Source organism: Luteibacter sp. HA06, from assembly GCF_054061215.1.
The window spans coordinates 2,318,135-2,330,173 of sequence record NZ_JBSSDZ010000001.1; the positions used below are offsets into that span (position 1 = coordinate 2,318,135).

Genomic DNA, 12,039 nt, shown 5'->3' on the forward strand with positions numbered 1-12,039 from the left:
ACACCCGTTACGGCGGGGCAGCGGCTTTCTTTAGGTCTGTTGTGGGAGCCGATGAATCGGCTCCCACAAAAAAACCGTTACTTCAGCGCGGCGTCGACCATGGCCTGGGCTTCCTCGAGCACCTTTGCCAGGTGGTCCTTGCCGCGGAAGCTCTCGCCGTAGACCTTGTAGATATCCTCGGTGCCCGAAGGGCGCGCTGCGAACCAGGCCTGGTCGGACATCACCTTGATGCCGCCGATGGCCTGCCCGTTAGCCTGGTTCACCACCGCGACGATGGGATCGCCCGCCAGGGTCTTCGAGGTCACCTGCGCCGGGGCAAGCTTGGACAACCGGCCCTTCTGCTCGTGCGTCGCGGGCGCGTCGATGCGCGCGTTGGCCGGGTCGCCCAGCTTGTCGGTGATCTCGCGGTAGACCTGGCCCGGGTCGCGGCCCAGCTTCGCGGTGATCTCACCCGCCAGCAGGGCGGCGGCGATGCCATCCTTGTCGGTCGACCAGGGGGCGGCGTTCCGGGTCAGGAAAGACGCACCCGCACTCTCCTCACAGCCAAAACCGAGGCTGCCGTCGAACAGCCCCGGGACGAAATACTTGAAACCGACGGGCACTTCCAGCAGCGGACGGCCGAGATGCTTCGCGATGCGGTCGAGCAAGCCGGTGCTGACGGCGGTCTTGCCGACCGCGGCATCGTCGCGCCAGCCAGAACGGTTCTGGAACAGGTACCAGGCTGCTGTGGCGAGGTAGTTGTTCGCCGGCATGAGCCCGGCGCTCGGTGCAACGACACCGTGGCGGTCGTGATCGGTATCGCAGGCAAAGGCGACGTCGAACTTGTCCTTGAGGCCGATCAGCCGTTGCATGGCGTACGACGAGGACGGATCCATGCGGATGCGACCGTCCCAGTCCAGCGACATGAAAGAGAACGTCGGGTCGACCACCTCGCTCACCACCGTGAGGTTCAGCTTGTAGCGATCGGCAATCGCGGCCCAGTAATGCACGCCGGCGCCACCAAGCGGATCCACGCCCATGCGCACGCCGCTATCGCGAATGAGGTCGAGATCGAGCACATCGCCAAGATCTTCCACGTAGCGCTGGCGAAAGTCGTAATCGCGTGTCGTCGAGGCGTTTTTTGCCTGCACGAACGTCAGGCGCTTGACGTCACGCAGTCCGCCTTCGATCAACGCGTTCGCGCGGGCGGCAATCCACGAGGTCGCGTCGGTATCCGCCGGACCGCCGTGCGGTGGGTTGTACTTGATGCCGCCGCTTTCCGGCGGATTGTGCGACGGGGTGATGACGATGCCGTCAGCCTTGCCGCGATCGCGGCCATGGTTGAAGGCGAGGATCGCATGCGAAACAGCGGGCGTCGGCGTGAACTCGCCACGGGTCGAAACATGCGTTTCGACGCCATTGGCAGCGAGCACTTCCAGCGTGCTCTCGAAAGCCGGTTCCGACAGCGCGTGGGTGTCGATGCCGACAAAGAGAGGCCCATCGATACCGGCCTGGGCACGGTATTCGCAGATAGCCTGGACCACGGCCCACACGTGCCACTCGTTGAACGAGCGATCGAACGAGGAGCCGCGATGCCCCGAGGTGCCGAATACGACGCGCTGCTCAGGCACCGAGGGGTCGGGGCGCAGGTCACGGTAGGCGGCAAGGAGCGCAGCGATATCGACAGGCTTGATGTCAGTCGCGGGCTTGCCCGCGAGCGGGCTGATCTTGGCACTCACCGATGCTATCTCCTTGGGCGGTGCACGCGCGGCACCTCGACCCGTCATTGTAGGCCCCGCTACCCGCCACGGTTGTCAAACCGGCGTGCATATTTTTCAGAATTATTCCATGTCGCACGCTTTACCGAGCCGCTATCGTGGGGGCGGTCCCTCGCCCGCACGGTCTACAGCCGCAACCGGTCGATGTACTCGAAGATTTCCGCATCCGTCTCCAGCCCGAGCTTGCGCATGGCATTGGTTTTCTGCTGGCTGATGGTGGAGAGGCCGCGCCCCGTTTCCCGGGCAATGTCCGTCACGCTTTTGCCGCTGGCGAACAGCCGAAGGATGGTCACTTCGCGCGGCGACAGGTCCGCCAGTGTTCCCGACTTCCCCATCGGCGCGACGGACGGCGCGCTGAGCAGGGCCCGTACCGATGATCCGAGGTAGACATGGTTCGACACGATCGCCACGAGTGCTTCAGGAATTTCCCGCGCATCGCCCGACTTGCCGATCAATCCGCGCACGCCCGTGGCGAGGATCTCCCGGTAAAGCGCTGTATTGCCAAGCGTGGTAATGACCATTACCGGCAGGTCCGGCAGCCGCGTACGCACCTCGGCGAGAAGCGCGAGGCCATCGCGGCCGGGCGCAGGCATGCTGAAGTCGGTGATCAGCGCATCGCAGGGGATATCGTCGAGCAGCGCGAGCAACTCGTCCGGCGACTGGGCTTCGCCCACGATGGTCGCGAGGCCGCCCTTGGCCAGCGCCAGGCTGAGACCTTTGAGTACGACGGGGTGATCGTCGGCCAGGATAACGCGGTGCACCATGAGTGATCCTTTCCCGATAGTCAGTCCATACCGCGGTACGTCCATGCACGGCACGCCCGGCGGGGCGCGAAGTTGAGCACATCGTCGCCGCGCAAGCCAATCTGGCGACAGGCTTTCAGGCACGCCTCGCGCGTGCTGGGTGAGCTTGCCCGCCGGTTCGGGTCGGGCGACCTGACCGATGACCTGCCGACGTTGCTCGCTCGCCTCGGCCGTCGGTACGCACCACGGGCACGAGCCCGGCAAACCGCGCTGGAACTGGACGTGGATCCCGCTGTGGCCGCGGATTTGAGCGGTGCGATGGATGAACTGGGATGGGTTCTCGGCTTGCTGATCGAGCGTGCGATCGACGTCGCCGCAGGTGGCTACGTGGCGTTGCAGGTCGACCTCGTCGGCGAAACGCGAACCAGCCAGACCGTGCACCTTACCGTCGCCGATGACGGTGCGCCGACCACGGCCAGCGATCCGAAATTCCTCATGCCTGCGGCGACCATCGAGCGCATCGGCGGCGGAATCCACGTCGAATCGGGGCCCGACATCGGCACGCGCGTCATCGTCGAACTGACCTTTTCCATGCCACGACGCCTGCCGCGCGTGGACATCGACGCGTTGCGCTCCACGCTCGGCGGTGCGGCGGCCCTGTCCGAAGTGATCATTGCGCTCGATCACGCGCTCAGTCGTGACCTCGCCGACCTCGATGGTCTCCTCGCGACACCGGGAAGCGATCATCTCCAGGCCTGGCTGCATCGCGTATCCGGTGTCCTCGGCATGGCCGAAGCCAGCGGACTCGCCCATGTCGGGCTCCTCCTCGAGCGCGACCTTGCAAGCGGCCGGGGTGATGCCACGGACCATGCGGTGCGTGCTTTCGGTGAGGATGCCGCAGCGGTGCTTGTCCTGCTTCGCCAATACCGCGGCAGCGATCGGCTATAGTTTCCCGACCGTGAATACCCTGCCCGCCCTCGACGCCGACGACCCGCTTCGCACGTTCATCCAGGCGCACCCGCGGCTGTTCGTGATCACCGGTGCAGGCATCAGCACGGACTCCGGCATCCCCGACTACCGCGACGTCCAGGGCGCGTGGAAACGCAGCCCGCCGATGACCCTGCAGATGTTCATGAGCGGTCCACCGGCTCGCGCCCGCTACTGGGCACGCGGCATGATCGGCTGGCGGCACTTCGGCAGCGTCCAACCCAATGTGGCCCACCGCGCGTTGGCCGCCCTGGAGCACGCCGGGCGGATCGAGCTGCTGCTCACCCAGAACGTCGACGGGCTGCACGAAGCGGCCGGCAGCCTCAACGTCGTCGATCTGCACGGCCGGCTCGACCGCGTGCGCTGCATGCAGTGTGGCGACATCACGCGGCGCGACACCATGCAGAACCGGCTCGAGGCCGCCAATCCCGACTGGCTCGACCTGCACGCCTCGATCGCCCCCGACGGTGACGCCGACCTCGACGGCGTGGACTTTTCCCGCTTCGACATTCCCGCCTGCACGGTGTGCGGCGGCATCCTCAAGCCCGACGTCGTCTACTTCGGCGAGAACGTGCCGCGTGCCCGCGTGGACACGGCCTGGGCACACCTGGGGCGGGCCGACGCGATGCTCGTGGTGGGTTCATCGCTGATGGTCTATTCGGGCTACCGCTTCGTTCTCGAAGCATCGCGAAGGGGACTGCCGATCGCCTCGGTCAACCTCGGCGTGACGCGAGCCGACGCCCTGCTGACACTGAAGATCGAGCAGTCCTGCGGGGACGCCCTGGCACCGTACGCCTAGCGCCGCGCGCGGAAGAACTCGCGGAGCATCGTGCTTGCGGTCTCCGCTTCGAGGCCACCCTGTACGTCGACGCGGTGGTTGTGCCGATCGGATACCAGGGTATCGAAGACACTGCCTGCGGCTCCGGTTTTGGGGTCCGTCGCGCCATACACCACCCGGCCCACACGCGCATGGACCATCGCCATCGCACACATGGCGCACGGCTCGAGCGTCACGTACAGCGTCGACCCCGGAAAACGATAATTGGACACCGCCTGCCCCGCCGCCCGCAGCGCCTGGATCTCGGCGTGTGCCGTGGGGTCGTTGAGCGTGATGTTGCGGTTCCAGCCTTCGCCGACCGCCACGCCATCCATGACCAGCACCGCGCCCACCGGCACCTCGCCTTCGGCATCGCGCGCATGCGCGGCCAGCGCGAGCGCGCGGGCCATCCATGCACGGTCGGCGTCGCTGAAGGGATCGGTGGGAATCGCGAGGATGTCGGGCGTGATGGACAAGCGGAGTTTTCCGTCTAAAGCGCGATTATCTCACGCGCCATGGCGCTGCACGATGCGCCAGAGCCGTTCGGCGAACGCTGCGGCGTGTTCGACCGGGACATTGGTGACCCCAAGGAGCAGCCCGCTGCGTGGGCTTACCTGCCCGCGGTACCAGGGCGATAACGGCACGGGCGAAAGTCCTTCGGTGAAGGCCGCCCGCGCCACCGCCACGTCGTCCACTGCGGCAGGCAGGGCCAGCAGGACAGTCAGCGCGCCCGCCTCATGGGGCACTCCGAGCGCGGACAGCGCGGCTTCCAGGGCGTCGCGCCGCTCGGCATAAGCGCGTTTCATCCGGCGCAGATGACGCAGGTAGTGGCCATCGCGCATGAATGCCTCGATGGCCACCTGCACGGATGGCGGCGGCGCCGGATCCAGCGTGCCGACCACTTCGCTCACCGGGCCGATGAGATCGTGCGGCACGACCATGTAGCCGACCCGCAAGCCCGGCGACATCGTCTTGCTGAACGTGCCGATGTGGATCACGCGGCGGCCATTCATCGACGCCAGTGCCGGTGCCGCGCGTCGCGCCAGCTGGAGCTCGCCCAGGTAGTCGTCCTCGACAATCCAGCGATCGCCTGCGCCGGCCCAGTCGAGCAAGGCATGGCGCCGGTCGAGCGAGAGCGTGACGCCCAGGGGCGCTTGCTGTCCGGCCGTGACGACGGCGAGACGCGCGTCCGCGCCGCAGGCCACGCCCGCTGCTACGTCCATTCCCTCCGCATCCACAGGCACGGGCACGGCGATCAGCCCCGCCCAGGCGAGCGCCGTACGTGCGAACGGGTAGCCGGGGTCTTCCATCCATGCCTGTGCGCCGTGCAGTTTGAGCGCGCGCATGGCGACGTTGAAGGCGCCGGCGTAACCGTTGGTGATGAATACCTGCGACGGGTGGCACGCGAAGCCGCGCGCAACCGCGAGGTAACCAGCGATCTCCGCGCGCAGTTTCGCTTCGCCACGAGGGTCGGGATAACCGACCGGCGCGTTCGCGGTCTCGCGCGCCGCCTGGGCCAGCATCCGCGACCAGAGCGCCGTCGGGAAGAGGTCGGCCGCTGGCACGCCGACCTGGAACGGCGCCGGGTGTATCGGTCCCGAGGGAAACGCGCCCAGGGCCTCACGGCCTCGCACGGATTCCGGTTCCGGTCGTGTGGCGGGTGGACGACGCGCTACCCGTGTACCGGCAGCGCCCGCGGCCACGATGAACTGCCCGTCGGCCAGCCGCTCGTACGCACTGCGTACCGTGCCCCGGGCGACGCCGAGCTGGATGGCGAGGTCGTTCCAGGAAGGCAGGCGGGCATCGGGGGCAAGCCGCCCCTCGCGGATCGCGGCGCGAATGCCGTCCGCAATCTGCTCGGACAGGGACAGCCGTCCCGCCCGGTCCAGGGAAATGCCGAAGGAACCGTCCATGGGCCGATGGTACATCCAGAGCGTGCGTTCTTGGCTCTTTCGGCTGGCCTGTTCCGGTCGCAAGCTAGTGCCATTCCCAAGACCCAGACCATCCTCTGCCGGAGTACACGCCATGAGCAACCGCATCGACTACATGAAGACCGCTCCCGACGCCATGAAGGGCTTTATCGCCGTGTATGGATACCTCGCGCAGAGCGGCCTGGACAAGCACCTCGTCGACCTCGTCTTCCTGCGCGTGTCGCAGATCAACGGGTGTGCCTACTGCATCGACATGCATACCCAGGACATGCACAAGCACGGCGTGCCCTTCGAGAAGCTCGTGCTGACCTCCGCCTGGCGCGAGTCGGGCGAGGTTTTCAACAAGCGTGAACAGGCCGCGCTGGCCTGGGCCGAGTCCGTCGCGCTGGTCGCCGACACGGGCGTGCCGGACGCCGACTACGACGCCGCCGTCGCCGAGTTCAACGACAAGGAGCTCGCGGACCTTTCCGTGGCGATCGCGCTGATGAGCGCCTTCAACCGAATGGGAGTGGCCTTTCGTAATAAGCCGGTCACGGCCACCAGGCTCGCCCGGGCGGCGTAAGCCTTTCCGGAAGCCACGAAGGGCCCGGAAGGGCCCTTTTCCGTTTCCGTGCCGATGGAATTTCGCTCAGTAGTCTTACGCAATACCTTGCGGTTAGACCGTGAGACAGGTGGTGCTTAACGCAAGTTAGTACGACGCTTTCCATGCCTGGCAGGCGGCTCTGTCCTCAGGGGAGCGATCATCATGAAGAACGATTCGGCCACGCCACCGTACCGCGTGCAGCCTGTCGATCCACAGGGATTCTCGACACACCGGATCAACCGGCTGCACCACGATTTCCACCGCCATTCCCTCTTCCAGCTTCCGGAACTGGCGCGTCTGGCAAAGGAGCTGATGCCGCTGGAGAAGTGTCGCTTCGTCAAGCCCGGCATGACCCAGGCCTCGGCGTTCCGCCACGATCCGCGACACCCCGACGGCCGCGACATCGACGACGTGTTCGATCGCATCGAGGAGACCGGGTCCTGGATAGCGCTCTATAACGTCGAGGCAATACCGCGTTACCGAGCCCTGCTCGAATCCATCATCGACGGCGTGCGCGCGACCATCGAGCGCGAACAGCCGGGCATTTTCAACGTCACCGGTTTCATCTTCATCTCGGCGCCGCCTTCGGTCACGCCCTTCCACATCGACCGTGAAAACAACTTCTGGCTCCAGTTGCACGGCAGGAAGGTGCTCAGCGTGTGGGATCCGTCAGACCGGGATGCCGTGACGGCAGGTCACGTCGAAGACTTCATCGTCAGCCATACGCTGCGCGATGTGCGGTTGAAGGAGACCTCGCGTGCCTCGAGCCACGAGTTCGACAGCGGGCCTGGCGACGGGGTGTATTTCCCGACGACGGCGCCGCACATGACGCGTACGAGTACGGACTGGGCAACGCCCGGGGACGGCGTCTCTGTGTCCATCGGCGTCACCTTCTACACGAAGCGCACCGTGCACCTGGCGCGCGTGCATCAGTTCAATCGCGTATGCAGGAAGTACCTGCATATGACGCCGACGTATCCGGGGGTCTCACCCTTGCGCGATGCCTTGAAGGCACCCCTCGGACTGGCGCTGGCGGTGACCCGGCAATGGGCACTGCGGATGATCACCTTCGCCCAGGGACTGAAAGCGCACAAACGCCCCGACGAAGGCTGGCTGGGCGAGAAAGCCCCGCCAGGCTCCTACTGACTCAGCGCCGGAAGCAGCCGATGGCGTGATCGTCGACGATGCCCACCGCCTGCATCCAGGCGTAGGTAATCGTCGGGCCGACGAACTTGAAGCCACGTTTTTTCAGGTCCTTCGAGATCGTGGCCGACAACGGCGTCTGCGCATGGAGCGTACGGCCGTCACCACGTAGCACCTTACCGTCGGTGAACGACCAGCAATAGGCGTCGAAAGTCTCGCCGCGCGCTTTCATGTCCTCGTAGACACGCGCGCCGTTGATCGTCGCCTCGATCTTCGCTCGCGAGCGGATGATGCCCGGGTCATCGAGAAGGCGAAGGATGTCCTTCTCGACGAAACGTGCCACCTTCGCCGGCTCGAAGCCCTTGAACGCCTTGCGGAAGGTTTCGCGCTTGCGCAGCACGGTGATCCACGAGAGCCCGGCCTGGAAACCCTCGAGCATCAGTTGCTCCCACAACATGCGTGAGTCGTGCAGGGGCACGCCCCATTCCGTGTCGTGGTACTCGGTGTACAGCGGGTCACTGCCCGCCCAGGTACAACGCTTGGGTTCCTTGCTCATTGCATCGACGCCTGTTCTCGCTACAGGGCCGCATCATGCGTTGTTCCGGCGCGGCGCGCCATCCGCGACAGGGCAGCCCGAAACATGGCGGGGTCGTCCGTTGCGCGTGACAGCATGAGCGCGCCCTGGATACCGAGCACGATGTCTTCCGCCTGCTCGCGCGCGCCGACGGCGCTTCGACCCAGTCGCACGAGAGCCGATGTCAGGGCTTCGATCCACCGCACGAAATAGCCGGCGATCGCCGTGGCAAAACGGTCGCGCGTCTCGTCGAGTGCGAACGCACCGACCAGGCACACGCGGCCACCCGACTGGAAATACGCATCGACGTCGCGCCACATGGACGAGATGGCCGCGGCCGGCTCACCGTCGCGCAACGGCGCGAAGATATTCCGTTCGAACCAGTCGTCGACGTCGGCCAGCACGACCGCCGCCATCTCCTCCTTACCGCCGGGAAAGAAATGGTAGAGGCTGCCCTTGCCCAGTCCCGTGCGCGCGGTGATCCGGCTCATGCTCGCGCCGTCGTATCCGAGTTCCCGGAAAGCCTCCGCGACCAGCGGAATGACATCGGCGCGTTCGAAGATGTCGCGGGCCATCAGAGCCCCAGGTCGGAGAGCCCCGGATGATCGTCCGGACGGCGACCGAGCGGCCAGTGGAACTTGCGCTCGCTCTCGGCGATGGGCAGGTCGTTGATGCAGGCGTAGCGGTGATGCATCTCGCCAGCGGCATCGAACTCCCAGTTCTCATTACCGTAAGAGCGGAACCAGTTGCCGCTGTCGTCGTGCCACTCATAGGCGAAGCGAACCGCAATGCGGTCGCCGGTGAAGGCCCACAGTTCCTTGATCAGGCGGTATTCCTGCTCTCTCTTCCACTTGCGGGTAAGAAAGGCGACGACTTCCTCGCGGCCGTTCGCGAACTCGGCGCGGTTCCGCCATTTGGTGTCGATGGTGTAAGCCAGCGACACTTTTTCCGGATTGCGGCTGTTCCAGCCGTCCTCGGCCAGACGGACTTTCTGCACGGCGGTGTCATGCGTGAACGGAGGAACGGGTGCGGCCATGGGAAGGCACTCCTGCGCTAGGGAGTCGCCAGTGTACCGATCGGTACACTGGCGCGCTTGGCGCATCTTGTCGCAGGCGGGAGGAATCCGCTCTTACGAAAGATGACCCTCGCTATCCCCGGTCCAGCCTGCCTCTGCGGCCATGCGTTCCGGCACGGTGAACAGGTGCCGGTGAAGCGAGGGCTGCGACCGCAGGTATTGCTTCGGCGGGTGGTGGATCTGGCCACCGAGCTGGGCGGCGGCGTGCCACGGCCAGCGGGGGTCGTACAGCACCGTGCGCGCAAGGGCGATCATGTCGGCATCGCCCGTGCCGACGATAGCCTCGGCCTGCTCGGCCTCGGTGATCAGGCCCACCGCGACCACGGGCATGGTCACCGCCTGCTTCACCGCGCGGGCGAACGGGACCTGATAGCTCGGACCGACCGGAATCTTCTGCGCGGCATCGAGGCCGCCCGTGGAGACGTGGATGGCATCGCAGCCATGGTCCTCGAGCGCCCTGGCGAACACGATGGTCTGCTCCAGGTCCCAGCCGCCTTCCACCCAGTCGGTCGCCGATACACGCATGGTGACCGCGCGATCCAGTGGGAACGCGGCGCGAACCGCATCGAACACCTCGAGCGGGAAGCGCATCCGGTTCTCCAGCGAGCCGCCGTACTCGTCGGTGCGCTGGTTGGAGATCGGCGACAGGAACTGGTGCAGCAGGTAACCATGCGCGCCATGGATCTGGACGACGTCGATGTCCAGCCGGGCCGCACGCACCGCGGCGGCCGCGAAGGCGTCACGTACGCGAGCGAGCCCATCGCGATCGAGCGCCGTCGGTGCGACATAGTCATCGAGGAAGGCAACCGCCGAAGGCGCCTCGGTCTGCCAGCCGTGTGCGTCGTCCGGTGCCAGCTGTGCGCCACCGACCCACGGCGTGTCCGTCGAGGCCTTACGGCCCGCATGGTTCAGCTGGATGGCGATCGGCACGTTCGACCATTTGCGCACGCCGTCCAGCGTCCGCTTCATGGCGGCTTCCGTTGCGTCGTCGTAGAGGCCAACGTCGGCCCAGGTAATGCGGGCCTCGGGCAGCACGGCCGTGGCTTCGATCGTCACCAGAGCCGCGCCGGAATTGGCCAGCGTGCCCAGGTGCATCAGGTGCCAGTCGTTCATCTGGCCGTCCACGGCCGAGTACTGGCACATGGGCGCGATCACGATCCTGTTGGTCAGGTCGAGGTTACGTACACGGATCGGTTTGAACAGCGCAGGCTGCGCCATGGGTGGTCTCCGGAAAGGTTTGGCGATTGATACGCGTCATGGGGTGTCGGTTGCTTGAAAGAAAGGATGCTCAGGCGCCGGCGGGCAGCGGTGCGGCCGGCGACACGAGACCCTGCTCGCGCATTTCGCGCCAGAAATCGACAGGAATGACGGCCTTGAGTGCGGCGTGGTCCTCGGCGATGCGCGAGGGCTTGCTCGCACCGGGGATCACCGCCCCTACGGCGGGATGGGCCAGCGCGAACTGCACGGCAGCCGCCTTCACCGGAACGTTGTGCCGGGCCGCGAGCGCCTTGATCCTGTCGACCCGCGCGATGATTTCCGGCGACGCCGCCTGGTATTCGAAGTTGGCACCGCCGGCAAGGATGCCCGAGCTGTACGGACCACCGACGACGATGTCGAAGCCCCTTTCGGCGGCTGCCGGCATCAGCCGCTGCAACGCATGCGCGTGGTCGAGCAAGGTGTAGCGGCCGGCGAGCAGCGTGGCATCCGGGCGGGCACCGGTGAGGCCCAGCAACACTTCCACCGGCTCGGTTTTGTTTACGCCCAGCCCCCACCCTTTGATGACACCTTCGTCGCGCATGCGGTCCAGCGCGCGGAAGGCACCCGTGCGTGCGGTCTCGAACTTGGCCAGCCACTCGTCACCGTAAAAGTCCTGCGCGATGTCGTGCACCCAGACAAAATCGATGTGCCCGACGTTCATGCGCTTGAGGCTGTCCTCGATGGACGTGTAGGTACCTTTCTCGGTGTAGTCGTCGACGACCTTGTTCGGGCGACCGAATTCGAACACGCCGCCCTTCTCGCCCAGATCCCGGGGACCGGATTCCAGCTCGTCGAGAACGATGCGACCGACCTTGGTGCTCACGGTGTATTCGTCGCGCGGGTGCTTCGCCAGCATCTGGCCCAGGCGGATCTCGGCCAGACCGGCGCCATAGAACGGTGCGGTGTCGAAGAAACGCGTGCCCTGCTCCCAGGCTGCCTCGAGCGTCGCGGCGGCTTCGTCTTCCGGGATGTCGCGGAACATATTGCCCAGCGGCGCGGTGCCGAAGCCCAGCGGGCCGGCGGTCAGGTGCTTGCGGATGCTCATGGGGTCTCTCCAGTTCGAAGGGGGCGCCTTGGATGACGATTCGTTCCGTGTCATCACGAATGCGGCGGATGACGAGTAATATGAAACCCTGCGGTGACGCCAGCAAGACGGCCAGCGCTATCGACAC

Annotated in this window: 12 protein-coding genes and 1 pseudogene; 4 read left to right on the forward strand and 9 right to left on the reverse strand. The window is 65.9% G+C overall.

Going from position 1 to position 12,039, the window contains the following annotated elements:
- Positions 1-77: 77 nt before the first annotated feature.
- The gene (gene pgm / locus ACVWWJ_RS10620; protein WP_456967779.1) at positions 78-1,718 is read right to left on the reverse strand and encodes a phosphoglucomutase (alpha-D-glucose-1,6-bisphosphate-dependent); all 1,641 of its coding nucleotides are present in this window, start codon (positions 1,716-1,718) and stop codon (positions 78-80) included.
- A 164-nt stretch (positions 1,719-1,882) separates the two neighbouring features.
- Positions 1,883-2,521, reverse strand: a complete 639-nt coding sequence (locus ACVWWJ_RS10625; RefSeq protein WP_159896902.1) for a response regulator transcription factor — start codon at positions 2,519-2,521, stop codon at positions 1,883-1,885.
- A gap of 72 nt (positions 2,522-2,593) precedes the next feature.
- Here ACVWWJ_RS10625 and ACVWWJ_RS10630 point away from each other — a divergent pair, with 72 nt between their 5' ends.
- Together ACVWWJ_RS10630 and ACVWWJ_RS10635 are read left to right on the forward strand one after the other, a co-directional pair.
- Positions 2,594-3,448 carry a hypothetical protein gene (locus tag ACVWWJ_RS10630; protein ID WP_456967780.1) on the forward strand — a complete coding sequence of 285 codons (855 nt, stop codon included), beginning with the start codon at positions 2,594-2,596 and terminating at the stop codon, positions 3,446-3,448.
- Positions 3,449-3,467: 19 nt separating this feature from the next.
- Positions 3,468-4,286, forward strand: coding sequence for an NAD-dependent protein deacetylase (locus tag ACVWWJ_RS10635; RefSeq protein WP_456969695.1), 819 nt, complete (start codon positions 3,468-3,470; stop codon positions 4,284-4,286).
- Here ACVWWJ_RS10635 and tadA read toward each other — a convergent pair.
- Positions 4,283-4,714, reverse strand: a complete 432-nt coding sequence (gene tadA / locus ACVWWJ_RS10640) for a tRNA adenosine(34) deaminase TadA (RefSeq protein WP_456969696.1) — start codon at positions 4,712-4,714, stop codon at positions 4,283-4,285. The two genes, ACVWWJ_RS10635 and tadA, sit on opposite strands and share 4 nt — an antisense overlap.
- Positions 4,715-4,810: 96 nt before the next feature.
- Positions 4,811-6,217 carry a MocR-like pyridoxine biosynthesis transcription factor PdxR gene (gene pdxR / locus ACVWWJ_RS10645; RefSeq protein WP_456967781.1) on the reverse strand — a complete coding sequence of 469 codons (1,407 nt, stop codon included), beginning with the start codon at positions 6,215-6,217 and terminating at the stop codon, positions 4,811-4,813.
- A 112-nt stretch (positions 6,218-6,329) separates the two neighbouring features.
- On the opposite strand from pdxR, the gene ACVWWJ_RS10650 reads away from it, so the two are divergent.
- Complete coding sequence (locus ACVWWJ_RS10650; protein ID WP_456967782.1) at positions 6,330-6,797, forward strand: carboxymuconolactone decarboxylase family protein; 468 nt, start codon at positions 6,330-6,332, stop codon at positions 6,795-6,797.
- A gap of 183 nt (positions 6,798-6,980) precedes the next feature.
- Positions 6,981-7,964: a hypothetical protein gene (locus tag ACVWWJ_RS10655; RefSeq protein ID WP_456967783.1), complete on the forward strand. Its 984-nt coding sequence runs from the start codon at positions 6,981-6,983 to the stop codon at positions 7,962-7,964.
- A 1-nt stretch (position 7,965) separates the two neighbouring features.
- Here ACVWWJ_RS10655 and ACVWWJ_RS10660 read toward each other — a convergent pair whose 3' ends face one another.
- From ACVWWJ_RS10660 to ACVWWJ_RS10680, 5 genes and pseudogenes are all read right to left on the reverse strand, one after another.
- On the reverse strand, positions 7,966-8,517 hold the full coding sequence (locus ACVWWJ_RS10660) for a DNA-3-methyladenine glycosylase I (protein WP_456967784.1): 552 nt from the start codon (positions 8,515-8,517) through the stop codon (positions 7,966-7,968).
- Positions 8,518-8,537: 20 nt separating this feature from the next.
- The gene (locus ACVWWJ_RS10665; protein WP_456967785.1) at positions 8,538-9,110 is read right to left on the reverse strand and encodes a TetR/AcrR family transcriptional regulator; all 573 of its coding nucleotides are present in this window, start codon (positions 9,108-9,110) and stop codon (positions 8,538-8,540) included.
- A complete protein-coding gene (locus ACVWWJ_RS10670) occupies positions 9,110-9,571 on the reverse strand; it encodes a nuclear transport factor 2 family protein (RefSeq protein WP_159893765.1) in 462 nt (153 codons plus the stop codon). Before ACVWWJ_RS10670 ends, ACVWWJ_RS10665 begins: the two co-directional genes overlap by 1 nt.
- A 159-nt stretch (positions 9,572-9,730) precedes the next feature.
- Positions 9,731-10,828: pseudogene (locus tag ACVWWJ_RS10675) on the reverse strand (NADH:flavin oxidoreductase/NADH oxidase); the annotation flags it as partial.
- A 70-nt stretch (positions 10,829-10,898) separates the two neighbouring features.
- On the reverse strand, positions 10,899-11,912 hold the full coding sequence (locus ACVWWJ_RS10680; RefSeq protein ID WP_456967786.1) for an aldo/keto reductase: 1,014 nt from the start codon (positions 11,910-11,912) through the stop codon (positions 10,899-10,901).
- Positions 11,913-12,039 lie beyond the last annotated feature (127 nt).

What these genes read in the sequence shown, in the direction of transcription:
- ACVWWJ_RS10665 (WP_456967785.1), bottom strand. Translation starts at nt 9,110, where the DNA reads ATGGCCCGCGACATCTTCGAACGCGCCGATGTCATTCCGCTGGTCGCG.
- ACVWWJ_RS10660 (WP_456967784.1), bottom strand. Translation starts at nt 8,517, where the DNA reads ATGAGCAAGGAACCCAAGCGTTGTACCTGGGCGGGCAGTGACCCGCTG.
- ACVWWJ_RS10680 (WP_456967786.1), bottom strand. Translation starts at nt 11,912, where the DNA reads ATGAGCATCCGCAAGCACCTGACCGCCGGCCCGCTGGGCTTCGGCACC.
- tadA (WP_456969696.1), bottom strand. Translation starts at nt 4,714, where the DNA reads ATGGCCCGCGCGCTCGCGCTGGCCGCGCATGCGCGCGATGCCGAAGGC.
- pdxR (WP_456967781.1), bottom strand. Translation starts at nt 6,217, where the DNA reads ATGGACGGTTCCTTCGGCATTTCCCTGGACCGGGCGGGACGGCTGTCC.
- ACVWWJ_RS10650 (WP_456967782.1), top strand. Translation starts at nt 6,330, where the DNA reads ATGAGCAACCGCATCGACTACATGAAGACCGCTCCCGACGCCATGAAG.
- ACVWWJ_RS10625 (WP_159896902.1), bottom strand. Translation starts at nt 2,521, where the DNA reads ATGGTGCACCGCGTTATCCTGGCCGACGATCACCCCGTCGTACTCAAA.
- ACVWWJ_RS10655 (WP_456967783.1), top strand. Translation starts at nt 6,981, where the DNA reads ATGAAGAACGATTCGGCCACGCCACCGTACCGCGTGCAGCCTGTCGAT.
- ACVWWJ_RS10670 (WP_159893765.1), bottom strand. Translation starts at nt 9,571, where the DNA reads ATGGCCGCACCCGTTCCTCCGTTCACGCATGACACCGCCGTGCAGAAA.